This window comes from Microlunatus sp. Gsoil 973 (assembly GCF_009707365.1).
GTDB lineage: Bacteria > Actinomycetota > Actinomycetes > Propionibacteriales > Propionibacteriaceae > Microlunatus.
Genome location: NZ_CP046122.1, coordinates 4,121,417 through 4,147,981, shown reverse-complemented (window position 1 = coordinate 4,147,981; position 26,565 = coordinate 4,121,417). Strand labels below are relative to the sequence as shown.

23 protein-coding genes are annotated in these 26,565 nt (G+C 69.0%); 6 read left to right on the top strand and 17 right to left on the bottom strand.

What is annotated here, in order from left to right; translation table 11 throughout:
* Positions 1–15: 15 nt before the first annotated feature.
* Positions 16–2,751, bottom strand: a complete 2,736-nt coding sequence (locus tag GJV80_RS19500; protein WP_230207864.1) for an MMPL family transporter — start codon at positions 2,749–2,751, stop codon at positions 16–18.
* A 134-nt stretch (positions 2,752–2,885) separates the two neighbouring features.
* Here GJV80_RS19500 and GJV80_RS19495 point away from each other — a divergent pair, with 134 nt between their 5' ends.
* The 3 genes from GJV80_RS19495 to GJV80_RS19485 all read left to right on the top strand — a co-directional run bounded on the left by GJV80_RS19495 (position 2,886) and on the right by GJV80_RS19485 (position 5,863).
* Positions 2,886–3,539, top strand: coding sequence for a TetR/AcrR family transcriptional regulator (locus GJV80_RS19495; RefSeq protein ID WP_195909023.1), 654 nt, complete (start codon positions 2,886–2,888; stop codon positions 3,537–3,539).
* 156 nt (positions 3,540–3,695) lie between these two features.
* Positions 3,696–4,391 (top strand): response regulator transcription factor, encoded by a 696-nt coding sequence (locus tag GJV80_RS19490; RefSeq protein ID WP_154690389.1) that lies wholly within the window; start codon positions 3,696–3,698, stop codon positions 4,389–4,391.
* A 116-nt stretch (positions 4,392–4,507) separates the two neighbouring features.
* Complete coding sequence (locus tag GJV80_RS19485) at positions 4,508–5,863, top strand: ATP-binding protein (RefSeq protein ID WP_370518865.1); 1,356 nt, start codon at positions 4,508–4,510, stop codon at positions 5,861–5,863.
* Positions 5,864–5,905: 42 nt separating this feature from the next.
* Here the strand turns inward: GJV80_RS19485 and GJV80_RS19480 are convergent, their stop codons facing one another.
* From GJV80_RS19480 to GJV80_RS19465, 4 genes are all read right to left on the bottom strand, one after another.
* The gene (locus tag GJV80_RS19480) at positions 5,906–7,486 is read right to left on the bottom strand and encodes a glycoside hydrolase family 10 protein (protein ID WP_154689324.1); all 1,581 of its coding nucleotides are present in this window, start codon (positions 7,484–7,486) and stop codon (positions 5,906–5,908) included.
* 207 nt (positions 7,487–7,693) lie between these two features.
* On the bottom strand, positions 7,694–8,665 hold the full coding sequence (locus GJV80_RS19475) for a DNA-3-methyladenine glycosylase (protein WP_230207863.1): 972 nt from the start codon (positions 8,663–8,665) through the stop codon (positions 7,694–7,696).
* Positions 8,666–8,686: 21 nt separating this feature from the next.
* Positions 8,687–9,463, bottom strand: a complete 777-nt coding sequence (locus tag GJV80_RS19470) for a YaaA family protein (protein WP_195909022.1) — start codon at positions 9,461–9,463, stop codon at positions 8,687–8,689.
* Positions 9,464–9,477: 14 nt separating this feature from the next.
* A complete protein-coding gene (locus tag GJV80_RS19465; protein ID WP_230207862.1) occupies positions 9,478–10,353 on the bottom strand; it encodes a DUF3152 domain-containing protein in 876 nt (291 codons plus the stop codon).
* A 20-nt stretch (positions 10,354–10,373) separates the two neighbouring features.
* Here GJV80_RS19465 and GJV80_RS19460 point away from each other — a divergent pair, with 20 nt between their 5' ends.
* Complete coding sequence (locus GJV80_RS19460) at positions 10,374–11,921, top strand: YibE/F family protein (RefSeq protein ID WP_230207861.1); 1,548 nt, start codon at positions 10,374–10,376, stop codon at positions 11,919–11,921.
* 2 nt (positions 11,922–11,923) lie between these two features.
* Here the strand turns inward: GJV80_RS19460 and GJV80_RS19455 are convergent, their stop codons facing one another.
* The 3 genes from GJV80_RS19455 to GJV80_RS19445 all read right to left on the bottom strand — a co-directional run bounded on the left by GJV80_RS19455 (position 11,924) and on the right by GJV80_RS19445 (position 13,673).
* Positions 11,924–12,748 carry an SDR family NAD(P)-dependent oxidoreductase gene (locus GJV80_RS19455; protein WP_154689322.1) on the bottom strand — a complete coding sequence of 275 codons (825 nt, stop codon included), beginning with the start codon at positions 12,746–12,748 and terminating at the stop codon, positions 11,924–11,926.
* Positions 12,723–13,145 (bottom strand): nuclear transport factor 2 family protein, encoded by a 423-nt coding sequence (locus tag GJV80_RS19450; RefSeq protein WP_195909021.1) that lies wholly within the window; start codon positions 13,143–13,145, stop codon positions 12,723–12,725. Before GJV80_RS19450 ends, GJV80_RS19455 begins: the two co-directional genes overlap by 26 nt.
* 303 nt (positions 13,146–13,448) lie before the next feature.
* Positions 13,449–13,673: a hypothetical protein gene (locus GJV80_RS19445; protein ID WP_154689320.1), complete on the bottom strand. Its 225-nt coding sequence runs from the start codon at positions 13,671–13,673 to the stop codon at positions 13,449–13,451.
* A gap of 177 nt (positions 13,674–13,850) precedes the next feature.
* Here GJV80_RS19445 and GJV80_RS19440 point away from each other — a divergent pair, with 177 nt between their 5' ends.
* Positions 13,851–14,873, top strand: coding sequence for a lysylphosphatidylglycerol synthase domain-containing protein (locus GJV80_RS19440; protein WP_154689319.1), 1,023 nt, complete (start codon positions 13,851–13,853; stop codon positions 14,871–14,873).
* Between the two features lie 54 nt (positions 14,874–14,927).
* Positions 14,928–15,380 carry a MarR family winged helix-turn-helix transcriptional regulator gene (locus tag GJV80_RS19435; protein WP_230207860.1) on the top strand — a complete coding sequence of 151 codons (453 nt, stop codon included), beginning with the start codon at positions 14,928–14,930 and terminating at the stop codon, positions 15,378–15,380.
* Here the strand turns inward: GJV80_RS19435 and GJV80_RS19430 are convergent.
* The 9 genes from GJV80_RS19430 to GJV80_RS19390 form a co-directional block, all read right to left on the bottom strand.
* Positions 15,361–15,897 (bottom strand): NUDIX domain-containing protein, encoded by a 537-nt coding sequence (locus GJV80_RS19430; protein ID WP_230207859.1) that lies wholly within the window; start codon positions 15,895–15,897, stop codon positions 15,361–15,363. The two genes, GJV80_RS19435 and GJV80_RS19430, sit on opposite strands and share 20 nt — an antisense overlap.
* 66 nt (positions 15,898–15,963) lie before the next feature.
* A complete protein-coding gene (locus GJV80_RS19425; protein WP_154689318.1) occupies positions 15,964–16,416 on the bottom strand; it encodes an ankyrin repeat domain-containing protein in 453 nt (150 codons plus the stop codon).
* Positions 16,417–16,463: 47 nt separating this feature from the next.
* Complete coding sequence (gene lysS / locus GJV80_RS19420; protein ID WP_154689317.1) at positions 16,464–17,975, bottom strand: lysine--tRNA ligase; 1,512 nt, start codon at positions 17,973–17,975, stop codon at positions 16,464–16,466.
* Positions 17,976–18,029: 54 nt separating this feature from the next.
* Complete coding sequence (locus tag GJV80_RS19415; RefSeq protein WP_154689316.1) at positions 18,030–18,710, bottom strand: HAD family phosphatase; 681 nt, start codon at positions 18,708–18,710, stop codon at positions 18,030–18,032.
* A gap of 17 nt (positions 18,711–18,727) precedes the next feature.
* Positions 18,728–20,746, bottom strand: a complete 2,019-nt coding sequence (locus tag GJV80_RS19410) for a CDP-alcohol phosphatidyltransferase family protein (protein ID WP_154689315.1) — start codon at positions 20,744–20,746, stop codon at positions 18,728–18,730.
* Positions 20,747–20,806: 60 nt separating this feature from the next.
* On the bottom strand, positions 20,807–21,493 hold the full coding sequence (locus tag GJV80_RS19405; RefSeq protein WP_154689314.1) for a hypothetical protein: 687 nt from the start codon (positions 21,491–21,493) through the stop codon (positions 20,807–20,809).
* A complete protein-coding gene (locus GJV80_RS19400) occupies positions 21,490–21,864 on the bottom strand; it encodes a hypothetical protein (RefSeq protein WP_154689313.1) in 375 nt (124 codons plus the stop codon). The genes GJV80_RS19405 and GJV80_RS19400 overlap by 4 nt, the downstream gene beginning before the upstream one ends.
* Entirely contained in the window at positions 21,854–25,924 is a 4,071-nt protein-coding gene (gene eccCa, locus GJV80_RS19395) for a type VII secretion protein EccCa (RefSeq protein WP_154689312.1), read from the bottom strand. The genes GJV80_RS19400 and eccCa overlap by 11 nt, the downstream gene beginning before the upstream one ends.
* A complete protein-coding gene (locus GJV80_RS19390; RefSeq protein ID WP_154689311.1) occupies positions 25,921–26,379 on the bottom strand; it encodes a hypothetical protein in 459 nt (152 codons plus the stop codon). Before GJV80_RS19390 ends, eccCa begins: the two co-directional genes overlap by 4 nt.
* Positions 26,380–26,565 lie beyond the last annotated feature (186 nt).

The following is a 26,565-nucleotide window of genomic DNA, read 5'->3' as shown; positions in this document are numbered from 1 at the left end:
GGTGTTTCTTGGTGATCAGGCGCCGACGGTCGCCGGCCGGGCGGCCGGCCTTCCGACGGTGGGCAGAGTGAGATGCAGGTACTGCCCGGGCAGCAGCGCCTCGACCCGGTCCACGGCGTCGGCGCTCAGCACAAGGCCGCGACCGTTGCTGACGGCGTCGTGCACGAGTTCCGCCAGTGCGGCACTCTCCGCGCCCGGTGCGATCCGGTCCAGGTGATCGATCATGATCAGGACGGCGTCGCTGTCCCGGGCCGCGACCAGCGCTCGGACGCGCTCCTGTGACGTCGCCAGTGCCGGTGCGGCCAGGTCGATCAGCCGGGTTCGGCGGCGTACGCTGCCGGCCTGCTCCGGCAGCACCATGCCGACCGTCTTCAACCTGCCGGAGAACGCCCGCATCCGGCCGGACAGCACCCACAGCAGGCTGGTGGCCGCCTCCGGATCACCGTCGACGACCAGGACCTCACCCGGTTGCAGCGAGACCTGGGTACTGCCGACGATCAGCCGTTCACGGGCGCCGTAACCGGCGCGTACGGTGAGTTCCTCGGCGTGCAGCAGGCCGGTGCTGCCCGGTTCGGGCCAGTCCCGCAGGTCCACCATGTGCACCAGTCCCTCGCCCTCGACGTCGAAGCTCGGCAGTCGGCGGTCGATCCATCCAGGCAGCCGCCAGGCGTGCCGTCCGAGCAACGCCAACACCGCAGGCACCAGCGTCATCCGAACGATGAACGCGTCGACGAAGACACCGGTTGCCAGACCGACGGCGATCGACTTGATCGTCGCATCACCCTCCGGGATGAACGCGGCGAAGACCGAGAACATGATCACCGCGGCCGCGGTGACGACCCGGGCGGAGCTGGTGAAACCGGTCCGGATCGCGGACCTCGGGTCGCGACCGTTGTGTACGTAGTCCTCCCGGATCCGGGAGACGAGGAACACCTCGTAGTCCATGGCGAGGCCGAAGAGGATGCCCATCAGGATGATCGGCAGGAAGCTCAGCACGGGACCTTGTTGATCAACGTTGAGCGGGCCGGCCAGGAAGCCATGCTGGAAGACCAGGGCGACCATGCCGAAGGAGGCGCCGACGCTGAGCAGGTAGCCGACGGTGGCCTTGATCGGCACGACGATCGACCGGAAGACCATGGTCAACAGCACCAGGGACAGTCCGACGACCAGGATGCCGAACGGCAGCAGTGCGTGGCCGAGTTGATCACTGACGTCGATCTGGATCGCCGTCGTTCCGGTGACGGCGATCGGCGTACCGTGTTCGCGTTCGAAGGCCGGGCCAAGATCACGGATCCGTTGCACGAGTTCCTTGGTCTGGGCCGAGGTGCCGCTCGAACTCGGCACCACCCTGACGATCCCGGTATCGGCATCGGCGTTCGGTGTGGCCAGCGGCACACTGGCCACCCCGGGCAGGGCTTCGATCTGCTCCTTCAGGTCGTCCATCACGCCGAGCGGATCATCGGAGCCGACGATGTCGGCGGTGACGATCAACGGCGCGTTGTAGCCGGGCCCGTAGTACCTGGCGACCAGGTCGTAGTTGACCCGGGCCGGTGTGCCGGCCGCCGCGGACCCGTTGTCCGGCAGAGCGAGTTCCAGGCCGCGGGCCGGCAGTGCGAGTGCGCCCAGGCCGGCGACGATCACCAGAATGGTGATGACCGGGAACCGGGTGGCGACCTTGACCCACCCGCGAAAGAATCCGCCGGGCCGTCGGTTCCGCTTCGTCGTCGGTTGCTTGGGACGGAGCCGGTCGCCGAAGAATCCGAGCGATGCCGGCAACAGGGTGAGCGCGATACAGACGGCGATCGCGACTCCTACGGCGGCCGCGATTCCCATGGTGGTCAGGAAGGGGATCCCGGCGACGGCAAGTCCGGCCAGGGCGATCATCACGGTCAGCCCGGCGAACACCACGGCCGATCCGGCGGTGGCGACCGAGCGCGCCGCCGATTCCTCCGCCTCCATCCCGTCGCGAAGTTGATCACGATGTCGGGAGACGATGAACAGTGCGTAGTCGATGCCGACCGCGAGGCCGAGCATGAGGGCAAGCATCGGCGTCGAGGAGTTGACCTTGGCCAGGCCGGTGGCGGCGAAGATGCCGGCCATCGTGATCATCACGCCGAGGATGGCGTTCAACAGCGGCATGCCGGCCGCGACGAACGATCCGAGGGTGATCGTCAACACCACCAGTGCGATGACCACGCCGACGACCTCTGTCGGACTGATCGACACACTGTTCATGGCGAAGGCATCCCCGCCGGCGGAGACCTGCGACCCCGGCACCGCACGCCGGAGTTCGCCGGTCACCCGGGTGATGTCGCCAAGGGTTGACTGCTTGACCGCGCCACGGTCGGCCGCCAGTTGCACCGAGATCAGCGCCGCCCGGTTCTGGGGCGCGATGGCGCCGTCGATGTGTTGGTCGAACGGCGAGGCGACGGTGTCGACCTGATCGATCTTCCGGTAGGCCCGCAACGCGTCGTCGATCGCGCGGCGTTCCCGCTGGTCGCGTACCGACTCCCCCGACGGCGCGACGAAGATCACCTGCACGGAGGTGCCGCTGACCTGCGGGAAGGTGCGCTCCAACTGGTCGAGCGCCTGCTGGGACGACGTACCCGGAAGGCTGAACGAGTTGTCGAAGCTCTTGCCGAGGCCGGCCGCGCCGAGGCCGGCCACGACCAGCACGGCCAGCCAGGCCAGCATCACCCGCAGGCGGTGCCGAAAGGCCGCGCGGCCCAGACGGTAGAGGAACGAGGACACTCAGATACAGTACTGTATCCGGATACACATCTGTATCCGCTGTGCTGAGACCTCCGCCACAGTGCCAGGGAGCCTGTCGGCGCGTCGCTGGGTCGGGCAGGAAACAACTAATGTGGCGGCAAGGAGGAGAGCAGATGACCAGTGCTTCCGGCCTGGTGACCGGAAGATCGGCGCGGCGGGCGCAGACCCGGGAACGCCTGATGAACTCCGCCGTCGAGGTCTTCGCCGAGCGCGGCATCTTCGGAGCCAGCGTCGAGGAGATCAGCGAGCACGCCGGGTTCACCCGCGGCGCGTTCTACTCCAACTTCGCCGACAAGGACGACCTGGTGATGGCGCTGCTGCGCTCCTACGCCGAGCGGGACGTACGGACCGTCGAGGAGATCACCGATCTGATCCGGGACAACGCCGGGCTCCGGGGCAACCCGCCCGGCGTGTTGATCAATCGGGCACTGACCCGACTGCTCGGCGACGCCAGCAACGAACGCAGCTCCATCCTGGCCCGGCACGAGATGGACCTGTACGCCGCCCGGCACTCGGCGCTCCGCAGGCCTTACCGTGAATACTCCGAGCAACTCAAACAGCGCATCGTCGCGTTGCTCGACGGCACCATGCAAGCGATCGGTCTGGAGTTCAGTGTCGACGTGCCGACCGCGGTGCACCTGTTGCACGCGGCGACCAACCGGATGCAGATGGAGGCGCTGTTGCGGGACGCAGCCCCCGACACCGGTCCGATCGAGACGCTCCTGACGCAGATCACCAGACCGCGTACCGATACCGAACACACCTAGGATCGCCGGACGGCTCAACGGGGTTCGGCCGTGCCGTCGGGCAAGATGGTGGTCTGCGATCGACGTTTCGAACGGAGTCAGATGTCGGGTTCACAGCCGCAGGGTGCACAGTCACAGACCACACAGGCCGCCGGTTCACAGTCACCGGGGTCCAGGATGCACGTGCTGGTGGTCGACGACGATCACGCCGTCCGGGAATCGCTGCGCCGCTCGCTGGCCTACAACGGCTACCAGGTGACTACCGCGGAGGACGGCCTGGAGGCACTGGCCAGACTCGGCGCCGTCCGGCCGGACGCGGTGATCATGGATGTGATGATGCCCAAGCTGGACGGGCTGGAGGCGACCCGGATGCTGCGGTCGGCCGGCAACGACGTGCCGATCCTGATCCTCACTGCGCGGGATGCCGTCGGTGATCGGGTCGACGGGCTGGACGCCGGGGCGGACGACTACCTGGTCAAGCCGTTCGCACTGGACGAGTTGCTGGCCAGGTTGCGGGCGTTGGTCCGGCGGGCCGGCACGGTGGCCGACTCCTCCGACCCGTCGGCGCACAGCCTGAGCTTCTCCGACCTTGCCTTGAACACCCAGACCCGCGAGGTCGTCCGCGGTGGGCGGGCGATCAGCCTGACCCGTACCGAGTTCGCGCTGTTGCAGGCGTTCATGGAACATCCGCGCCGGGTGCTGGAACGGTCCTGGTTGCTCAACGAGGTCTGGGGATTCGACTTCCCGACAACAGCCAACTCCCTCGAGGTCTACATCGGCTACCTGCGCCGGAAGACAGAGGCCGAGAACGAGCCACGGTTGATCCACACGGTGCGCGGCGTCGGCTACGTGCTGCGTGAAACCCCGCCGTGACCGATCCGGAGCACTGGGGCCCACCCGAGCCGCGGGCGTTGCGGATCCGCGGCACCCGCCTGGTGGTGCCGATCGACGCCGTGCTCAGGTTCCGCGGTTTCCTGCGGACCTTCTCGCTGCAGACGCGGGTGACGGTCCTGACCGCTGTCGCGGTGGCGCTCGCGGTCGCTGTCACCGGTGCTGCGGCGTACCTGACAACCCGGATGGCGCTCTACCAACAGATGGACTCGGAACTCCTCGATCTCGCCGTCACGGTTGCCGCGCCGCTGAGTCCGGATCCGCACAACCCTGACCTGCTGAACCGCAGCGTGCTGCAGGCGAGCAACGCCAGCGCGGTCCTGGTTCAGGCCAGCGGTCAGGGCGTTCCCATCTCGACGCAGCAGGTGCAGCTGACACCCGGTGCCGACGAGGTCGCCGTCGCCAGGCTGGGGACCGGACACTCGGTTCGTACGGTGGTCGCCGCCAACGGGCAGGCGTACCGGGCAGCCACTGTGCCGATCCCCGACACCGACTACGCGCTGATGGTCGGGCGTCCGCTCCGGCAGACGAATCTGATCTTGAGTTCGCTGTGGTTGGTGTTGGTGATCTTCGGTGCCGCCGGCGTGCTCTGGGCGACGATCGCCGGATCGGCGGTGGCGCGGAACGGGGTCCGGCCGGTCCGGCGGCTGACCCTTGCCGCGGAGCATGTTGCCGACACCGATGATCTTGCTCCGATCCCGGTGTCGGGCAACGACGAGCTGTCCCGGCTGGCCGACTCCTTCAACCAGATGCTCCGTGCCTTGAGCCAGTCCCGGGAACGGCAGCGCCAGCTCATCGCCGATGCCGGACACGAATTGCGGACCCCGCTGACCAGCCTGCGGACCAACATCGAACTGCTCGTCGCTGATCAAGACCGCGGCACGCTGCCATCGGAGGCACGGCAGGAGATCCTGGCCGACGTGTCCGCCCAGCTCGCCGAGTTCACCACGTTGATCGGTGATCTTGTGCAGCTTGCGCGCGAGGATCAGGTGATGCCCGCACCCGAGCCGATCGACTTCCGGGACGTGGTCAACTCCGCGCTGGAGCGGGTCCGCCGGCGCGGACCCGGCCTGCGCTTCGACGTCGAGCTGAATCCCTTCTATGTGGTCGGCGAGGCAGAAACCCTGGAACGCGCGGTCACCAATCTGCTCGACAATGCCGTGAAATGGAGTCCACCCGGCGGAACGATCCGGGTCCAGCTGGAGGGTGATCGACTTCGGGTCGCCGACGAGGGGCCGGGCATCGCCGAGAAGGACCTGCCGCACATCTTCGACCGCTTCTATCGCGCCGACACCTCGCGCAACACCCCCGGCACGGGGCTCGGGCTGTCCATCGTCGCGCAGACCGTCGCGCGGCACGGCGGCACGGTGCGGGCCGGTCGATCAGCCCAGGGCGGGGCCGAGTTCACCGTACGACTTCCGGGCTCGACCACGTTGGAGGGCCTCCGACGCTGACCGCGACCCGATCTGTGTCGGGTCGTCACGGTCCGTGGGTCGTCAGAGCTGGACCGGTCCGGAGAGCGGGCTCTCGTTCCAGAGCCGGTCCAGCGCGCTGATGAAGTAGGTGTAGCGCTGCCCGTCGGCGGCATCATGATCAACGAACTGCTGCCGGTCGTCGTCGGTCCGACGGAGCGTGGCCAGCAGATTGGTGGCATCGCTGAACGCCCGGGCACCCGGCCGGACGTGACCGTCGAACCGCCATACCGCGTACGAGGTCGTCCGGTCCTGCGTACGGCCGTGGTCACCGGGTGAGGCCCAACTCAACACCACCGAGCCGTCCTGGCGTCGGCCGTCGACCTGCCCCGGGTGCTGTGGCGCCCTGCCGCCGAGGTGACCGATCACCGGGATGATCGCCGGCCGGCTGTAGTGGGTCTGCACCAGTTGGCTCGTCGAGCCGTTGGCATCGGTCCGGACATCCTTGGCACTGAAGTAGACGTCGCCGTCGACCCGCGGATAGTCCTGGTTGAAGGTCAGGTGGTTGCTCAGTTCGGCCGGATCGGTGAAGACGCCGCTGGTTTCCTTGTAGGTGGCCTGGCCGATGTACAGGGCGACGTCGGTGCCGTCCGCGACGTCGGCCCACCAGGGCGTCAGCTTGGCGTAGTCGGCGACCGCCAGCCCGATCTGCCAGTAGATCTGCGGGTTGATGTAGTCGAGCCACTCCTCCTTGACCCATCGCCGGGTGTCGGCGTAGTTGGCGTTGTAGGACTCGGTGCCCCCGGTGTCGGAGCCGAGTGGATCGGAGCTCACATTGCGCCAGATGCCGAACGGGCTGACCCCGAACTTGACCCACGGCTTGTGCTGGTGGATGCGCTGCTGCATCTCGCGGACCAACAGGTTGATGTTGTCCCGCCGCCAGTCGCCGATGTCGCTGAAACCGCGGCCGTAGGTGGCGAAGGTGTCGGCATCCGGCAACTCCTGGCCGGCCACCGGGTAGGGATAGAAGTAGTCGTCGAAGTGGGCGCCGTCGATGTCGTAGCGCAGCACGGCGTCCAGCATCGCGTCCTCGACGAACCTGCGGACCGCGGGGATGCCGGGGTTGTAGTAGAGCTTGGGACCGTAGCTGAACACCCAGTCCGGATGCTGCCGGGCCGGATGGGTCGGCACCAGCTTGTTCGGGTCGGTCTGCATCGACACCCGGTACGGGTTGAACCAGGCGTGGTACTCGAGGTTGCGCCGATGGGCTTCGGCGATCTGGAAGGCGAGCGGGTCGTAGCCGGGGTCCTGGCCCTGGGTTCCCGTCAGGTATTGCGACCATGGCTCGTATGGAGACGGCCAGAAGGCGTCGGCGGTCGGGCGTACCTGGGAGATGACCGCGTTCAGGTTGAGCTGTTTGGCCAGGTCGAGCCAGGCGATGAACTCCGACTTCTGCTGCTCGATGCTCAATCCGGTGGCGCTCGGCCAGTCGATGTTGGTCACGCTGGCGATCCACATCGCCCGGAACTGGCGCTTCGGCCGGAACGGGTCGGCGCCCGGCCGGCCCTGAGCGACCGCGGGCAGGGTGCCGATGCTGACCACATACGCCCCGGCGCCGGCGGCTGCCGACAGTTGCAGAAAACGGCGACGATCGACCACAGCCATTGACCCGCTCCCAACGCTCGACGATATCCAGCGTCAGCATGCCAGCCGGATCCCCGGATGTCACTGCCTTGTGCCCAGTTTCTTCTGAACGTCAATTTCCAACATCGTCTGACGGGCGTTACAAGGCAACGAGTCAATGCCCACCGGCGCCGCGGGCCGGGCGGGACTCCGGTCCCTGAAGCACGACACGCCGCGGAAATGAGGGATTTAGTGACCCCTCGCCGAAACGGGGGTGTGGGTGGGGAGAGTCATCCGGGGGCCGCGGCGGGGCCGGTGGAGGCCCAGCAGGCCGAGCAGGGCCTGGGCGCGGAAGCGGTGTCCGCGGTACGGCTCGAGGAGTTCCTCACAGGCGTCGTCGTCGAGGACCTCTCCGGTCAGTGCCCAGGTGATGTCCTTGCCGATGTGGTAGTCACCGATGCTCCAGGCATCGGCATCGCCGTGGGTCCGCTGCCGTACCTCGGCCGAGGTCCAGGCACCGACCCCGGGCAGGCTGCGCAGCGCCCGATCGACGTCCGCGGGCTGCCGGCCGAGGGTGCGCTCGAGGGCGGCGGCCCGACCGGCCGCGCCGACCAGGGTCCGGCTGCGATTGCTCTCGACGCCGAGCCGCAGGTAGGTCCAGCTGGGGATCGTCCGCCAGGTGCGCGGGTCCGGCGGCACACGCATCCCGTACGCCGGTGAGCCCTGGTCCCGGGCAGGTCCCGGCGCCGGTTCGCCGTAGCGCTGGACGATCCGGCGGAAGGCGCTGTAGGCCTCGAGACCGGTGACCTTCTGCTCGATGATCGAGGCGGACAGCGCCTCGAACACCGCGTCGGTGCGGGTGATCCGGTAGTACGGGAACCGTCGGTACGCCTCCGCGAGCGGGCGATGCCGGGCCAGCGGACGGAATCCGGAGGGGTCGTCCTCGGCGCCGACCAGGGCGGGCAGCCGGGCCAGCGCCCAGTCGGCACCGCTGCCCCAGGCGGTACCGATCACTCCTTCGGAGCAGCCGGTGATCCTGAGCAGGGCCGGGCCTTGAGGAGTCCGGGTGGCGCGCAGCCAGCCTCCCGGGATGCGCCGATGGGTCGGGTCGTGCGCGCCCCGGTGCAACTGACCGAGGATGGCATCCAGCGGAACGGGCCGGCCGAGCCGGACGGTTCGGGACGCGCCGGCCACCCCGACCGGGCCGACGATGATCGTCACGACTTCCTCACCCGCCCATTGTCACTGATCCGCCGCCATTCGCAGCCGACCGGCGGCGTCGGTGATCACCGACAACTGCCAGCCGGTACGCATCCGGTCCAGCTCACAGTGTCCGTGCCGGGCGATGATGTCACGGACCTGCTGTGGCGTGCGGGGCGTTCGTTCCGCCTCCAGCAGCAATCGGGCGACGACGCCTCTGGTGTGCTTGGCGAAATGCGACACCACCGACCGCACACCGTCCTTCTCGGTCAACGCGGTGACCTTGATCAACTTGTCGGACCGCGGTTGCCAGGCGGTGGCGTATCCGGTCGACCGGCAGTCGATGATCAACTCGCCGGGCGCGTCCAGATCGGCGGTCTCGCTCCGCCAGAATCCTGCCAGTGGGCCGATTCCCGGCAACGAGGTCCCGATCGACAGCCGGTAGGGCGGGATCCGGTCGGTGATCTTGATCGGTCCCCAGAGCGCGCTCTGCACCCGGATCGCGGCATTGGCTCTCCGCTTCGCCCGGCTGGACAGCTCGGTCAGCCGCAGGGCGTCGTAGAGGACCCCGGTGTAGACCTCGCCGGCCGGCCTGGCGGGCAGGTCGGGCAATCGCAGATTGAGATCCAGTTCCGACCGCCGACCGTCGGTGAGGCCGAGCACCGCAGCGCCGTCCGGACCGGCCGAGGCCTCCCGCAACGCGTCGACGATCTTGCGTCGGGCACCGGCGAGTCCCGGCGTCCACAGCGCGTCGATGTCGACCGGACGACCGCGCCCGGCCGGCGCCGCCTTGCCTTCCGACGGTGGTAACAAGATCAACAAAACAGTGCTCCTCAGCGCCGTGGGTCGGGCCAGGGGTTCGCCCGGCAGCCGTGCAGGCCCTTGGTCTGCTGCATCATGATCGGCGCCCGCTTGCCGTTGCCCGGGCAGGCGACGTGGCCGAAGCCCAGCGCGTGCCCGAATTCGTGGTTGACGACATTGCGCCGGTAATCGGTCAGCTGATTCCGGTAGGACCTCGCGCCGAAGGCCCAGCGGTCGGCGTTCAGCACGACCCGGTGACGGTTGAAGCACGACACCCTGCCCTCGGTCTTCAGCGGTTTGCAGAGCGCGTCGGTGGTCCTCGGAGTGGCGAGGTAGACGCCGATGTCGGCCTTCCCGGAGCCGACGAGTTTCAGCCGCCACTGCCCGGAACGACCCCAGCTGCGTCGATCGTTGAGTACGGCATGGACGAATCGCGCGGTCGCCGCGGGATCGTACGGCAGACCCTTCTCGATCCGGACGGAGTAGGTGATCAGCGCACCACGCTTGCCCAGCGGACGGGCAGAGGTGTGCGCCAGCCGATAGGTCCGCGGCCCGCGCTCGGGGATGCGCACCTTGGGGTCGGCGCTCTTCTGACCCGCCTTCGTGCCGGTCGTGTCGTCGGGCGTCTTGTCGGACCTCGTGTCGGACTTCTTGTCGGGCAACGCGTCGCCGGAGTCGGCCTGTCCGGCGGATCGGCCGGCGTTCGGGTCGGCTCGGGCTGTCGTGTCGGCGGCACCGACCGCGGGGTGCCCGTCCGCGCGCTGGTCGGCCCGACCGACGGCCAGACCGACGGCAACCAGCGCCAGCATCCCGCAGAGCACCGCCGTACCGATCCAGCAGAGTGCCGACCGCGAATGGGGTCGCCGCTGCGTGGAGTCGGTACGGTTCGGTTGTCTGCGAGGCCCCACATCAGGAAAGACTAGAAGCTGTGACCCACCTGCACGTCGAAGACCACCCCCGGACGGTCGGAAGTGAGCTCCGTCGGGTCAGGGCGCTGCGCCTGATGATCGTCGTGCTGATCCCGATCGCGATCTGGACCGTGGTCGGGCTGATCTGGCTGTGGCCGGGCAACGTCGACGACCACATCCGGGAGGACGTGTCGCAGTACTCGGTCAAGGGGCTGACCATTCCGCGCGGCGAGATCACCCGGGTCGAGCCGGTCTCCTGCCAGGGCCAGGCGGGCTCCGGTTCCGACCAACCGGGTCAGAGTCGGTGTGCGATGTTGACCGTACGCGTCCTGGACGGTCCGGACAGCGGCAAGCAGGTGCAGGTCACACTGACCGAGGCGCAGTTCGGATCGGGCGCCCACGTCGGGCAGAAGGTCAAGCTGTTCCGGATCCCGGCCGGGCAGGGCCAGCCGCCGACCTTCCAGTTCTCCGATTTCGAGCGCACCGTTCCGCTGATCACGCTGGCGATCGCGTTTGCCGTCGTGGTCGTCGCCGTGGCCCGCTGGCGTGGTTTCCGGGCACTGGTGGGTCTGGCGTTCGCCGGGTTCATCCTGGTCGAATTCCTGTTTCCCGCGTTGGTCAGCGGGACCAACCCGTTGTTGGCCGGGCTGATCGGCTCATCGGCGATCATGTTCGTCGTGCTGTATGCCGCGCACGGCTTCAGCACGCGGACGACGACGGCGCTGATCGGCACCCTGTTCGGCATGGTGCTGACCGCCGGCCTCGGCTGGGGCGTCACCCGGTGGGCACATCTGACCGGAGTGGCCAGCGAGGACGACTACCTGCTGGCCGCATCCGCGCCGGACATGACGCTGAGTTCGGTGGTGCTCTGCGGCATCATCGTCGCCGGTCTCGGCGTACTCAACGATGTCACCATCACCCAGGCCTCGGCCGTCTGGGAACTGGCCGAATCCGACCCCGACCAGACCAAGCTCTTCTCCCGGGCGATGCGGATCGGCCGGGACCACGTCGCCTCCAGCGTCTACACCATCGCCTTCGCTACCGCCGGCGCCGGTCTCTCGGCACTGCTGTTGATCACCGTGTACGGACTTCCGCTCGGGCAGGTGGCCCAGACCGAGGCCCTCAGCGAGGAGATCATCCGGACCCTCGTCGGTGCGATCGGTCTGGTTCTGGCGATGCCGCTGACCACGTTGATCGGGGTCGCTGTGGTCCGTGCGGGCGGGGTCGGACGGGCCGCGACCGATCACCCGGCGAAGGCCGAGTCCGGACCGGCAGCCGAGCAGCAGCAGGTATCGGCCCGGCCAAGGGCTGCGACCACCGCTGCGATGGACGAGAAGGAGACCACCATGCTGCCCAAGGTCCGCCGCGCGGCGGGTGGGACTGCGGGCACCGAATCCGGCGGCGCCACACCGGCCGAGGCTGATCAGGGTCAGGCCGCGACTCCACCGGTCGACGACCATTCGCGTCGGTCCCGGCGTGGCCGCCAGGACGACGAGTCCTTCAACTTCGCCGATCTGCACGGCGACGACGACGAGAAGGATCAGCCGCCGGGACGCCGCTGGCGCTGACGTCAGTCCATCGACTTGCCACGGTCGTACATCCGCGGCGGGTTCTGCCCGGCGGTCTGACCGCCGTCGATCGGGACCACAACACCGGTGACGAATGACGAGGCCGGCGAACACAGCCACATCAGCACGTCGCTGACATCCGACGGCTCGCCGATCCGGCGCATCGGAACCGATGCTGCGGCGTACTGCTGGGCCTCGTCCCCGGCGGCGATGATGTGCTCGGTGCGGATCGGCCCGGGGGCGACGACGTTGACCCGGACGCCGTGGTCGGCGTACTCCAGAGCCGCGACCTTGGTCAGGGCGACGATGCCGGCCTTGGCGGTGACATAGGAGCCGAGGTTGGTGATCGCTCCGAGACCGGCGCCCGATGACATGTTGATCACCGCGCCGCCGCCGGATTCGATGATCGCCGGAATCTGGTACTTCAGGCCCAGGAACGTGCCACGCAGATCGACTCGCAGGCTGTCCTCGAACTCCTCGAGGGAGAGATCGGCGACCGGCACCAGCCGGTGTTCGACGCCGGTGGCGTTGTTGAAGGCGAAGTCGAGCCGGCCGAATTCCTTCATCGCGGTTTCGACCAGGGCCTTGGAATCCTCGGGCGAGGTCACGTCGGTGCGCACGGCGACGGCCCGACCTCCGGCGGCAGTGATCTCGTCGACGAGCTGTTCCAGGCGTACGACGTCGCGAGCGCCGATCACCACCGATGCCCCGGCGCGGGCGAAGGCCCGGGCGGCGTCGGCGCCGATCCCCGGCTGCCGCCGGCGACCAGGAAGACCTGCCGGCTGAAGTCGAAGGTGACGGTCACGGCCGCGGACCCCCGGGGGCACCGGGTTGCATGATCGTGCTCAGTTGGATTCCGGCGATCAGCCAGCCGTGTGTCGCCGATCGATCCCGGACGAAGACGTGGGTGATGCGGAAGTCGCCGTTACTCGGGCGCCCCTGGAAGGTGGCCTGCTGGCTCTGTCGACCGATGCTGATGGCGCTGTCGCCCAGCACACGGATCTCGACGTCGTCCCAGTTCAGCGAGGTGGTGTCGAGTTGTCCGGGCTGGTAACGGTCCAGCCACTGCTTGCGGTCCAGGACGAAGCCGAAGGGCCCGACCAGGCGCAACTCGGGGTGGGCCAGCGCGGCCAGGGTGACGGTGTCCTTGGCCAGTTCGGCAGCCACCCAGGCTTTGCCCAGCTCCTGCAGGGCGGACCGGTCGGCGGTGTCGTCGGTACTCATCATCAACTCCTTGGTGTGGGATGCGGCTGCGATCCTCCCAGCACCGTACGGGCTCTAATCGTTAGATATCAAACGGTGCGTCCCTGATTGATCCCTGATCGGGTCACCCCGCACCAGTACCTCGGCCCCGCACCAGTACCTCGGCCCCGCACCAGTACCTCGGCCCCGCACCAGTACCTCGCCCCCGCACCAGTACCTCGCCCCCGCACCCGCTGCAGCCGGTGCGCCGCTGAGTAAAGGTCGCGCCGCCGACCAAGTGGTGCGGGATCGAGCAACGAGGTATTGCCGATCGGCCGGGTCGGGTCAGTCGGCGCGGGTTGTCGGTCGGCCGCCGGCCCGGCGCAGCCCGAGCACCAACAGCACGATTCCGAGGATCGCCACGACGATGCCGATGTAGAACCAGGTTCGGTCACCGGTCATCGTGCTGCCGCGGATCAGATTCAGCCCTTGGCCGATCCACAGCCCGCCGATCAACAGGGCGATCACGCCGACGACGATCGCAGCGATCCGACCCGGACGAGAACGCATGATCCAGCCTCCTCCGCCCGGGCTGCAGCGAGGCCCTGCGGCCGGCCGGTGCTGCCCGGGGCTGTCCCCATCCTCGCACCGTCGGCGCCGGCGTCAGGGTGCGGCACGACTGACCCAGCGGGCGGGATCGGCGCGCCGGTCTCGTGGGCCGGGCACCACGTCCGTAATGTGGCGATCATGCCGGCCGGGCACGCCGAACCGCGACGCCGCTGGTTGCGACGACTCATCGCGGTCGCCGTGGCCGTGGTGATCGCCGTCGTGATCATGAACCGGGTGGGCCAGGTCGACTGGTCCGCGGTCGCCGACGCGCTGGGACGGCTCAGCTGGTGGCAGCCGCTGATCCTGCTGGCCGTGGTCGCACTTCGGCAGGTGCTCAACGCGAGCCCGCTGCACTTCTACATCGAGGGTGTCTCGCTGCGCCGGGCGACGCAGAACGACCTCGGCGCGATCCTGATGTCGATGGTCGCCCCGGCACCCGCGAACTACGCCCTACGGGTGGCGATGTTCTCCTCCTGGGGCGTTTCGGCGGCCCGCGGCATCGCAGGGTCGACGATGAACACGCTGACCCTGATGATCGCGCGTTTCGCGGTGCCGCTGATCGGCTTCGCGCTGCTGGTGGTTGTCGGTGGCGAGATCTCCTACCGGTGGGCCGACCTGTTCAGCCTGCTCATCGCCGCGGCGCTGGTGGCTGCAGTGGTCCTGATCCTGCGTAGCAACGGGCTGGCCCGCACTCTGGGAACCCGGGCAGGTCAGTTCGCCGGCAGGTTCCGGCGTGGTGTCGATCCCGAACGCTGGGCACAGAGCTGCGTCGACTTCCGTGCCCACATCTCGACTCGCTTCCGCTACGGCTTCCCCCGGTCGCTGGCCGGGATCTGTGCCATGCTCGCCGACGACCTGGTGCTCCTCGTCCTCTGTCTTCGGTTCGTCGGCGTTCCGGCCTCCCAGGCCGGCCTGGCCGATGTCGCCGTCGCCTACCTGTTCGCCTTCCCGCTGACCATCCTGCCGTTCAGCGGCATCGGGATCGTCGACTCAATCATCATCGCGGCGCTGGTGCAGTCCGGCGGCCACGCCGTCGAGGCGCCGGCGCTTGCCGCCCTGGTGCTCTGGCGGATCTTCACCCTCGGTGTTCCGCCGCTGGCCGGGCTCGGTGCGATCGGGCTCTGGCGGCGCACCTCCGGCAAACAGGCCCAGCCCACCTGACCCGGGTCAACCGGGTGCGGCCCCGACGTGATCAACCGCGGCTAGTCTTTGGACGTGCCAGGCCATGGATATCCGATGCCGCTCGGCCTTCGCGTGACCCGTTCGGCGAAGGTGTTGGAGCGTGCGTTCAACCAGGCCATGATCAGTGCCGGTGGTTCGGCGCCGGTGTGGCAGATCCTGATCGCCTGCAAACAGCGTGGCGGTTGGAACCAGAACGAGCTCGCCGGTTCGATCGGCATCCGTGGCGCGACCCTGACCCATCATCTGAACGCGATGGAGGGCCAGGGGCTGATCACCAGGCGGCGGGACCCGGAGAACCGTCGGGTGCACATCGTCGAATTGACCACGGCCGGCGAACAACTGTTCGGTCGGCTCCGGCAGGCCGCGACATCCTTCGACCGGTCGTTGCGGGCCGGGCTGTCCGGCGACGATCAGGCAATGTTCGAGCGGGTGCTCGACGTCCTGGTGGACAACGTCCGGGTGCCGGTCACCAGCCGTGGGTCATGATCGCCGGCACGTCACCGTTGCCGTGCAGATGAGCCCGGAGCGCCATCAGCACCTGCAACTCGTGCGGCACCACCGGATCGGGTAGCTCGTCGAGGCCGAACCAGTTCAGCTTCGCCGCCTTCTCCGGTTCCATGATCCGCGGTTTGCCCTTCCAGTGGCTGGTGGTGAAGAAGAAGTCCACCCGCTCGTCCAGGCCGTTCTCCGCACGGTCGGCGCCATGGTTGGTGCGGTGCAGTGTGGTCAGCGGCGTCAGATTGGACTCCTCGACCTCGATGCCGAGCTCCTCGAACGCCTCCCGGCAGGCCGCCCGGTGGACCGGCTCCCCCTCCTCGACGTGACCGGCGGCGCCGGTGGCCCAGTGACCGTCCCGATAGCCGGTGTTGCTGCGCAGTTGCAGCAGTACGTGGTCCTCTTTGCGAAGGATCAGATAGGCGGCTGGTACCACCCGGAAACGATCCTTGTTGATCTCGTCCTGATGGACGGAGCTGAGTTGACCCTTGCGCACCGTTGCGGTCACTTCCCTACCTCTTGATCGTTGTGATCTTCGTTGATCTTGTACGTTCCGAGTCGGATCGGTAATCAGTCACTCCCTGTCGGCTGCTGAGCCTGCCGATCGCAGGATCTCCAGCAGTTCTGCACGGTCGAAGAAGGTTGCGGTGTCCCACGCCGAGGGCGTCCCGGCCCGCGGATCGGCACCGTTGTGGATCAGTACGCGGACGACATCCTCATATCCCTTGAAGACCGCACCGGCCAACGGGGTCTGGCCGCGATCGTTCAGCGCGTCCACGGTAGCGCCGTGGTCGACCAACATCTGTACGGCGCGGGCGTGGCCGTGATAGGCGGCCAGCATCAGCAGGGTGTTGCCGCTGGCGTCGGTCAGGTTCACCGGCATGCCGTTCTCGATGTAGCCGGCCAGCCGTTCGGCCTCGCCGGCCCTGGCCCGGTCGAAGAGCCAGTGCGCGAGTTCGGTCGGATCCGATCCATCCGGTGCCGGACCGTCGTACTTCCGTCCCGACTTCTCAGCCACGGTGATCATCCACCAAGATCATCCACCAAGATCATCCACCAGCCGGTTCACCAAGATCAACTCCCCGGCTTGACCAGCGGGAACAAGGTCGTCTCACGTAGCCCGACGTCGAAGAAGAGCGCCAGCAGGCGATCGATACCGAGCCCGACCCCGCCCATCGGCGGCGCCCCGAATTCCAAGGCGTACAGGAAATCCTCGTCCAGCTGCATGGCATCAAGATCCCCCTTGGCCGCCTCGAGCGATTGGGCCACCAGCCGATCCCGCTGGATCACCGGGTCGATCAGTTCCGAGAACCCGGTGCCGCGTTCCACGCCGGCGATGATCAGATCCCAGGCCTCGATCAGGTTCGGGTCACTGCGGTGCGGTCGGGCCAACGGCTGGGCGATCGGCGGATAGTCGCAGACGAACGTCGGCTGCAGCAGGTTCGGCTCCACAAGCTCACCGAACAGCTCCATGATCACCTTCTGCGCGTCCCACGACGGGTCGATCTCGACGTCGTTGGCATCCGCGTACTTGATCAACGTGTCGCGGTCGGTCTGTGGTGTGACCTCCTCGCCGAGTGCGGCGGACAGTCCCGGATAGACGCCGAGCCAGCTCCACTCGCCGTCCAGGTCGACGGTGCCGTCGGGCGTCTCGATCTGGTGCAGGTCGAGGGCGTCGGCACAGTCCAGGATGATCTTCCTGGTCAGCTCGGCCACCGTTGTCTGATCACCCCAGGCCTCGTAGAACTCCAGCATGGTGAACTCGGCGTTGTGGGTGTGGTCGATGCCCTCGTTGCGGAAGATCCGGCCGATCTCGTACACCTTCTCCACGCCGCCGACGACGGCCCGCTTGAGAAACAGCTCGAGTGCGATCCGCAGTGTCATGTCGATGTCGAAGGCGTTCAAATGGGTGTTGAACGGGCGGGCGTTCGCACCGCCGTGCACCAGTTGCAGGACCGGTGTCTCGATCTCGATGAAACCCGTCCGGTGCAACGTCTCCCGCACGCTCCGGGTCAGCGTTGCGCGGTTGCGGACCATGTCCCGGGCGGCCTCCCGGACGGTCAGATCGGCGTACCGCTGCCGAACCCTGGTCTCGTCGGACAGTTCCGAGTGCAGATTCGGCATCGGCCGCAGCGCCTTGGATGCCAGCTGCCAGTCCGACGCCATCACCGACAACTCACCCCGCTTGGAGGAGATCACCCGGCCCTCGACGAAGACGTAGTCGCCGAGATCGACGTCGGTCTTCCAGCGCGCCAGCTTCTCTTCACCGACCTCGGCCAGGGACAGCATGACCTGCAGCCGGGCAACCGACGTCTCCTGGTCCGGCCCCTCCTGCAGTGTGGCGAAGCACAGCTTGCCGGTGTTGCGGATGAAGACCACCCGGCCGGTGACGCCGACCCGGTCCTGGGTCTCCTCGCCCGACTGCAGATGCCCCCAGGTCCGGCGCACCTCCCGGAGCGTGTGCGTCCTGGGCACCGACACCGGATAGGGCTGGCGACCTTCGGCGAGCAGCCGGTCACGCTTCTCCCGGCGGACCCGGCTCTGTTCGGGTACGTCGGTGCCGAAGTCGTCCTGCTGCTCGCTCACGGTGGGTTACTCTATGCGACCCGTATCGGGGCGCCGGTCGGCGGACCGGCCGGGTCAGTTCGGCTGGACCCGGATCCGACCGGTCGCAGGATCAGTCACCCAGAGCACCCGGGAGAGGTTGTCGACGACCAGGTCGGCGGTCAGCGCATCGCGCGGCGAGGTGGTCACCACGGCGAGCGTGGCACAGCCTGCGTCGCGGGCGGAGCGCAGACCCTTGACCGCGTCCTCGACGACTAGGCAGTCCGTCGCCGGTTGGCCGAGCAGTGCGGCGGCCTTCAAGTACGGGTCGGGAGCGGGCTTCCCGCGGGCGACGTCGTCGACGGTGACCAGCACCGCGGGCGGTTCCAGCCCGGACACCTTCAGCCGGGCCGCAGCCAGCGGCGCAGTACAGGAGGTGGCGATGGCGATCCGGTCAGCCGGCAGCATCCGGAAGGATTCCGTTGCGCCGGGCAGCGGTCGGACACCGTCCAGGTCGGTGAGTTCGAGTTCGTTGATCCGGTCCAGTGCCGCCTTCCGCAACTGCGGAGGCAGCAGTTCGGCGACTGTTGACTCGGCCGGAACACCGTGGAACTCCTCGAGCCGCTCCAGCGGGATGCCCAGCTCACCGGCCCAGATCGTCCAGGACCTGACCACCGCCGGCGTCGAGTCGATGAGCGTGCCGTCCATGTCGAAGATGACGGCCGCGAAATCGCGCTCGGTCAGCTCCCCGCCTTGGGTCTTCTCGGTTCCGGTCATGTCGTGGCTCATGTCGCCTACGAACCCGCCTCACTGTGTCGTTGTTCCCTGGTCAATGTTCGGCGTATCCGGGCGGGCCGCCGCCAACGGACGGCGGTGCCCAGGACCGCCTCGCCCAAGGTCTCGATCGCCACCGCAGCCAGCCCCCAGGTGATGAATCCGGGGTTGTCGGTCAGCGCCCGGACCGTGAACAACACGCCGATCGCCAAAATCCGGCCGTCGGCGCCGAGCAGCGACCGCGGACCGGTCGTGCCCCGCAACCGGATGGAGTAGATCAACTCGTAACGCCGGTAGGCGATCGCGGCGACGGCCACGAAGACCAGCGCCCCGTCGATGCGGGCGGCGAGCAGACTGCTGATCACCGCACTCTCAGCGATCCAGACCAGCGGCAACGCCAGCCAACCGAACCGGTCGGTCACCGGAGGGCCCAAGGTGCACCCGGCGACGATGACCGATGCGGCGGCCCAGGCCCAGGCGATCGTCGGCGCGTCGTAACAGATGCTGGCGATCAACCCCAGCCAGAGAATGATCAGGATCACCGTCCCCGGCAGGAACGGGAAGCGGACCCGGCCGGCCAGCATGGACAGCAGCCCGAGGTCGAGTTGATGATCAAGGCTCGGCGTCCGGTACGCCCGATGCTGCCTGAGTGCCCGCAGCAGCCGGCCCCCGACGACCCAGACCAGAGCGAACCCGGACACTGCGACAGCCGCGGCCAAAACCCAGACCGGTTGCAGGGTGAGGAGCGTCACCGAAAGCACCAGATAGCGTTCGGCGATCGGAACATGGGCGATCTTCTTGGCCCAGAAGGTGATCCGGGCGGATCGGGTCGGCGGGGCAGGCAGTGCCGTCCGGGTGCCGTCGGGTGATCCGTCGTCGGGTCGGGTGACCGACACCGGCGCCGGTCCTGCGACCCGGCCGGCTGCCTGCCGGTCGGTGTAGGCGTAGTCCTCGAGATGTCTTGCGGTGACCACCACCAGCGCGATGATCGCCAGCAGCCAGCCGTACGGATGATGATCACGGACGGCCACCGCCCCGACGGCGGCGAAGACCAGGTACTCCTTGATCCGATCGCCGATGCCGTCCAGCCAGCCACCGAACGCCGAATAGCGGCGGGTGAATCGCGCCACCTCACCGTCCACGCAGTCGATGATCAACGCCACCTGAAGCAGGACCGCGGCAACCACCCAGGCGATCGGGTGGCCGGTGAAGATCAACAACCCGGCGGCCACGCCGACACCGAGACTGATCGCGGTGATCAGGTTCGGCGTCAACGGGGTGCGCAGTGCGCGGCGCGTGCCGATCCGGGAGAGCCGGCGCACGACGGCCGCCGAGTAGGCCCCGTCGCCCAGCCGGGACGCCGATCGCAGCCGCTGGTCCCACGCGGTGGCGCCGAGTCCGGCCAACGCGGCACCGTTGCGCGACCACCGGTAGTAGCCCAGCGGCTGCTCACCGACACCCAGCCCGCCTCGCACCAGTGCCATCAGGGCCAGATCGAACAGATCGAGGGTGGCGTCCGCGGAGTCGAGCTGGTCTGCGGCGGCCGCCCAGATCTCGGCCGCGCGGCGACGGTCGACGGACCGGATCCGCAGCAGGCCGATCACCACCCGGTTCGGGTTGCCGACCGAGTGCCCGGTCGCTCCGGTGGATTCGATGATGCCGGCGGTCCCGACCCTGGCCAGTGTCGCCCGGTCCAAACCGTAGGACTGGCGGTGCGGCGCCTCGATGTTGCGCGGGTCGGCGAGCAGCGCGGCAGTCCGGTCGCCCGGGGAATCCAGCAGATCCAAGGTCGCCGGCAGGTCGAGGTCCAGCCCCGCCGCGGCCAGGACGAACGGACCGGTGCCGCCGGCTGCGCGGACGGCGAGGTCGGCGAGGGTGAGCACCCGACCGATTTCGGCGCCGCCGCAGACCTCGCGGAGGGTTGCACGCAGCTCCGGATCCGCGTCACCGAGGACGACCGCCTCCGCGGACGCGCTGAAGCCGCGGATCGCCCGCGCGGCGTCGACGGGCGACGACGATCGGGCTGACGACTCGGACACCGGCGCATGGTATCCGGTGGCGTACGGCTGCGCAGGAAACGCGGCTGACCCTTCGCCGGATCAGCGGCCCAGGTCCGCTCGGACCGCGGCGGCCAGTCGGCGGATCGCCTGCCGGGTCTGCCGGGCCAGCCGGTTGTAGGGGATTCTGCCGCCGGCAGCCAGGACGTCGTCCACCGGCAGCAGCAGTTGATCGCGGACCCGCGCCCCGGCGTCGGGCACCGGACGGCGTTGGCGCCGGCCGAAACATTCGACCTGGACGACGACGACCTGCGCCGCCCGGTTCTGATCACCACCCTGATCGGGGCGCTGGTCCCCATGATCATTTCCACGGTGATCAAGCAGGCGCAGCTGCTCCGCGGCGAGGGTCCGGCCGAGCGGTGTTGCCGCGGTGACCATGATCAGCGAGGTCCCCGGATCGGCCAGCTCAGCTGCTGCGACGCCGACGTTGCGGCCGAGATCGTGCAGCCGGAACCGGTGGTCGACCGCTGTCACCTCGTCACCTCCGGGAAGCCGGGGACCAAGATCACCACCGGTGTGGTCGATCAGGAACGGGGCATCACCGGTGTCGCGGAGTTCGGCGAAGAGCAGCGCAGCCACGGTGGTCGTACCGACTCCTCCGGCGGTTCCGGCGACCAGCAGTCGGCGCAGACCGGGGATCGGATCGGACGGGTGTGGATTGACGGGTGTCGGGATCGAAGCAGGCGTCGCGCCCGGGAAGGACGACCGTGCCGGTCCGGCGGCAGTCACTGACCCTCCTCCGCGACCAGCCGGGCGCCGACCGCTTCGGCGATGATCCGGGCCAGCCGGGAACCGGGCTCGCCGGCCACACCCCAGGGCGCCGAGGCCTCGGTCCACCAGACGAACGCTGCGTCCGCAGCGGGTTCGGCGATCGGATCACCGGCAGGAGGTCCGAGCAGCTGGTCGGCCTGGCTGCGGTCGTCCAGCCGCCGGGATGCCTCGACGGTGAGCACCGCGATGCCCTGCCGATCGACCAGTTGGGCGGCCCAGCCGCCGAACAGCAGTCGTGGCCGAAGCCCCGGGTCGACCTCGTCGGCGGCCCGCACGACGACGCCGAGATCGATCGGCTCGGTCGACATCATCCGGTACTCACGAGGCATGGAGCCGAGCTCCTCTCCGGTCGGGCTGTGGCTCGCCGGGACCCTCGCCGTCGTCGTTGGGCCGAGCGTTGGCCACCTGGATCATCCGCGGCGGTTCGGCCCGTCGGACCAGCCGTCCGCGGCCGGAAACCATCGGCTCGGCGTACAGCCCCGGCAGCACCGGGCCCTCCGCCCGCTCGCCGGACATCAACAGCACGGTCCCGCCGGAGTCGCGGAGGGTCTGCAGCGCCTGCCCGTACATGGCCCGGCCGATCCCGGCGACCGGACGGCTGAGCAGGACGTGCAGGCGAAGATCCCGGGCCGAGGTCAGGTATGGCATCAACGGCTCCAGCGGATCGGTCCCGCCGGCGTCCAGGATGTCGAAGTCGTCGGCGACGACGACGATCCGCGGGCCACGGCGCAATGCGGTCGCCGCCTCCGCCGTCGGCCGGCCGTCGGGGCCGGTCTGGTTCGCGGCGGCGACCCGTTCGGACAGTTCCTGGGCGATCGCTGTGGACAGTCCGTGGGCCAGCCCGGGTGTTGTGGCGTGTCCGCCCAGGTACTCGTCGGGCACCTCCGCCGCGACCTCGCCGCGCAGGTCCATCACCGCGATCACCAACTCCTCGGCGGTGTAGCGCTCCAGCAACGTCCGCACCAGGTGCCGGAGGGTGGTGGTCTTTCCCGAGCCCGGGTCGCCGAAGACCAGCAGATGCTGGTCGGTGCGGTCGGGTTCGAGCAGCGCAGGTTCCATCGTGTCCTGGCGCAGGCCGAGCGGCAGGGCGTCCGGTTCGACCAAGGCGTCGGGCAGCTCGGCCGGGTCGAGATCGGTGGGCAGCAGCCGGATCGGCGCGGCCGCGGGACCGTGCCAGCTGGCCGCCGACCGTTCGGCCAGCCGCTGCACCGCCGCGCCCAGGTCGGCCTCGCCGGTGTCCTCGAGGACCGGCAGGGCGATCTGGGCGAAATGCTCGTCGTCGGTCAGCACGCGACCGGGCTGGTCGGTCTTCAGTACGGCGTTCAGCTTCCGGCCGATGGTGGAGTCCAGCGGATCGTTGAGCCGCAGCTCGTACCGGCTGCCGATCATCGGCTGGTGCACGATCCGCAACTCGTTCCAGCGGGTCATGGTGAGGACCAGATGGATGCCGTAGCTGCTGCCGCGTTGCAGCAGATCCATCAGCGGCTCCTCCAGCTCTTCGAAGTCGCTGCGCAACACGCCGATGCCGTCGACCAACAGGACGATCTCGGCGGCCACCAGCTCCGGAACCCGGCCCGCGGCGTGTTCGGCACGGAGCATGGCCGGGGACTCGATGCCGCGGTCCCGGAACACCCGCTCCCGCTGGGCGAGCATTCCGCTCAGCTCTTCCAGCATCCGCTGCAGCCGGTCGGCGTGCGCCCGGGTGGCGACGCCGCCGACGTGGGGGAACGGCTCGATCCGGCGCAGGCCGGCGCCGGTCAGATCCATGCCGTAGATGCTCACCTGTCGAGGGTTGTAGGTCAGCGACAGCGACACTGCGAGGGTGCGCAGGAAGGTGCTGCGCCCGGTGCCGGGGGCGCCGATGATCGCGTGATGCCCGCCGGACCGGCTGAGGTCACCCAGCCAGGGCTGTTGCGCCTGGCGGGTCGGATCGTCCAGCAACCCGATCGCCGCCTGCAGCCCGTCGCGTACGGGTAGTCGTTCCTCGTCGCCGATCACCCGGGACAGTGCCAGCCTGGTGGGCAGCGGCGGCAGCCAGACGGGGGCGACGGTCCGGTCGGCGGCACCCGCGCGGAGCCGGTCGACACACTCGGCGACCAGCGGACGGCCGACCATCGGGGCGGTCAGCTCCGTCTCGCCCTCCTCCTCGGTCGTCGCCATCGACCGTTGCAGCGTGTTGTAGGTCGGCAGCAGCATCGGCTCGGCCACCTGCTCCTCGTCGGCGGCGACCGGTTCCCCCGGTGTGGCGGCCGGGCCGGAGACAAACCCGGAACGGAAGCGCCGGTAGATCGAGGTGTCGACCTTGAGGTAGCCGTACCCGGGGATCGCCGGCAGGTGGAAGGCGTCCGGGGTGTCCAGCACGACGCTGCTCTCCGCCTCCGAGAAGGTTCGCAGCCCGATCCGATAGGACAGGTAGGTGTCCAGGCCGCGCAACTTGCCGGCCTCGATCCGTTGGCTCGACAACAGCAGGTGGACACCGATCGAGCGTCCGATCCGGCCGATCTGGATCAGCAGGTCGATGAAATCGGGTTCGGCGGTGAGCAACTCGCCGAACTCGTCGATGACCACGAACAGGTGCGGCATCGGCGGCAGCTGGGGGCCGCCGGTCCTGGCCCGTTCGGTCCGGAGTTCGCGGTAGTGGCTGATCGACGGTGAGCCGGCGTCCTTGAGGCGTTCCTGGCGGCGTACCACCTCTCCGGAGATGCTGGCCCGGGCTCGTTCGATCAGCTGTGGGTCGTCGGCGAGGTTGTCCATGATCCCGGCGATGTGCGGCATGCCGGTGAACGGGTCGAACGCGGCACCGCCCTTGTAGTCGACCAGGATCATGCTCAGGTCCTCCGGCGGGTGGGACAGGCCGAGGGCCAGCACCAGGGTGCGCAACATCTCGCTCTTGCCGGAGCCGGTGGCGCCGATGCAGATGCCGTGCGGCCCCATGCCGAGTTCAGCGGACTCCTTCAGGTCCAGCAGCACCGGCGCACCATAGTCGTCCAGGCCGATCGGAACGCGCAGGAAGTCGCGGGCGGACCGCTGTCGCCACAGCTGCGGGCCGACGCCACCGACGCCGGGGATGCCGAGCAGTTCGGTGATGTCGATGGTGCGGCCGGCCTCGGCCTGTTCGGCCTCGGTGAGGCTGAGTCGCAGCGGCGCCAGGCTGCGGGTCACGCTGGTGAACAGCTCCGGTGACGGCCGGTCGATGGTCGCGCTACGGGTCGGGGTCGGCAGCCGGTCCTCACCGATCAGCCGGCTGTCGGCGATGGTGGCGATGTGATCCTCGACGGTGATCCGGACCCGGACGTCCGACGGTTCGTCCAGCCGGTCGCTGAGCAGGTGCACGGTGGTGATCTGCAGATCGGCCGGGCGCAGGTCGGCGTCGGGCACCGGGAGCGCTGCCGCGTGCCGGCCGTGGTCGTCGCAGAACACCACCATCCGGCTGATCGGCAGGGTCGTGGAGGATGCGACGCTGCGTCGGGCCGTCCCCGCCAGTTGGGCTCGGTCGGCCAGTTCGGCGCCGAGCACTCTGGCCAGGTCGGCCACGGTCGGCGCGACCCGGCGGGCGGGGACGCCGGCGTCGTACAGGTTCGGATCGACCACGTGCGGCAGCAGGTCAAAACCGCGCCAGTCCTCGGCGACGGAGTCGTCGAAGACGGCGGCCAGCAGCAGGTCCTCCGGCGAGTGCAGTGCTGCCAGCTGCATGATCATCGACCGGGCCACCGCGAGCACGTCGGCCCGGTCGCCGATCAGAGCGACCGATCCCGCCCCCTCGAGGCCGGCGGTGACCGGCACTCCCAGCACGGTGCCGTAGTGGTCGACGACCGCCCGCGCCTCGGCCTGCATGATCGGGTCGTGCGGGCGGACCGGATTCTCCTCCGGCGGCACGTCGAGCCCAAACCAGCCGACATCACCCGACCCGACGCGTACCCGAAGGAAATCGGCGTCGGTCCGCCGGCGCTCCCACAGCCGGCCAGGGTCGCGGATCAGCTCGGGCAACGCGGCCGGATCGGGATCCAGGGTGCCGGCCAGTTCCCGGACCTCCCGGGCCCGGTCGCGCATGGTGGCCCGCAGCCGTTCCAGATAGTCCAGGTAGAGCTCGCGCTGGGTCCGTCGGCTGCGGGCCGCCTGGCCGCGGGAGGTCACGGCGAAGCCGACACCGGCCATCAGCGCCACCACCAGCAACACCGCACCGGCCACCAGATAGAGCGGATTGGCGTTGCGCATCACGACGATCATCACCACCGACGACATCGCGCCGGCCACCGGAATCAGGGTGTGCAGTGCCTGGCCGCCGACCTGACCGTCGGGCATCGACGGCGGTGCGGCCAGCTTCTCCGTTTCGGGTTCGGCCAGCGGCTCGGTGATCCGGGTGGGGCGGTGCACCAGACGTTGGGTCATCCCGCGCTCACCACCGGCCCGGCAGCGTGGTCGGCGACCGCCTCCGCGGGGGCCGGAGCGGTCGGCAATCGTCCGGGTGCCTGGCTGCTGGCGGCGACCGTGACGATGTCCGCGGCGAGTCGGGCGACGGCGCGCCGGTAGCGTGCGCCGGGCCGGCCGGTTGCGGTCAGCCAGTCGGTCCCGATCACCGGGTCGTACGGGATGCGATGGACCGGTAGGTCGAGCGCTCCGGCCAGGGTCTGGATGATGCGCCCCGGTGTCGCGGTGCGCGTCACGTCGGTCAGCACCAGCAGCAGTCCCGGCGGCTGCGGCAGTTCGGCGAGGGCTGCCGTCGTGTCGGCGGCAGCGGTCGCCGAGGCCAGGTCGGCCCGGCAGACCATAACCAGCACGTGCCCGGAGGCGGCGACCCGTTCCAGGTCCTCGGCCGGTGGCCGGACGCCCCAGTCGGTGAGCACCAGGTCGAAGAACCGGGCGATCGGGCCCAGCTGGGTGGTCCACTCGGCGACCGATCGGGGGCCCGCTGCGCCGTACCGGGACCGCCGGGCTCGTTCAGATCGAGCACGGGCAGCGGTCCGGCGTGCGGCAGCCCGCTGCGGGCGTCGTCGACGCTCCGGGCGGTCCGCCGGCGTTCCGCGGCATCA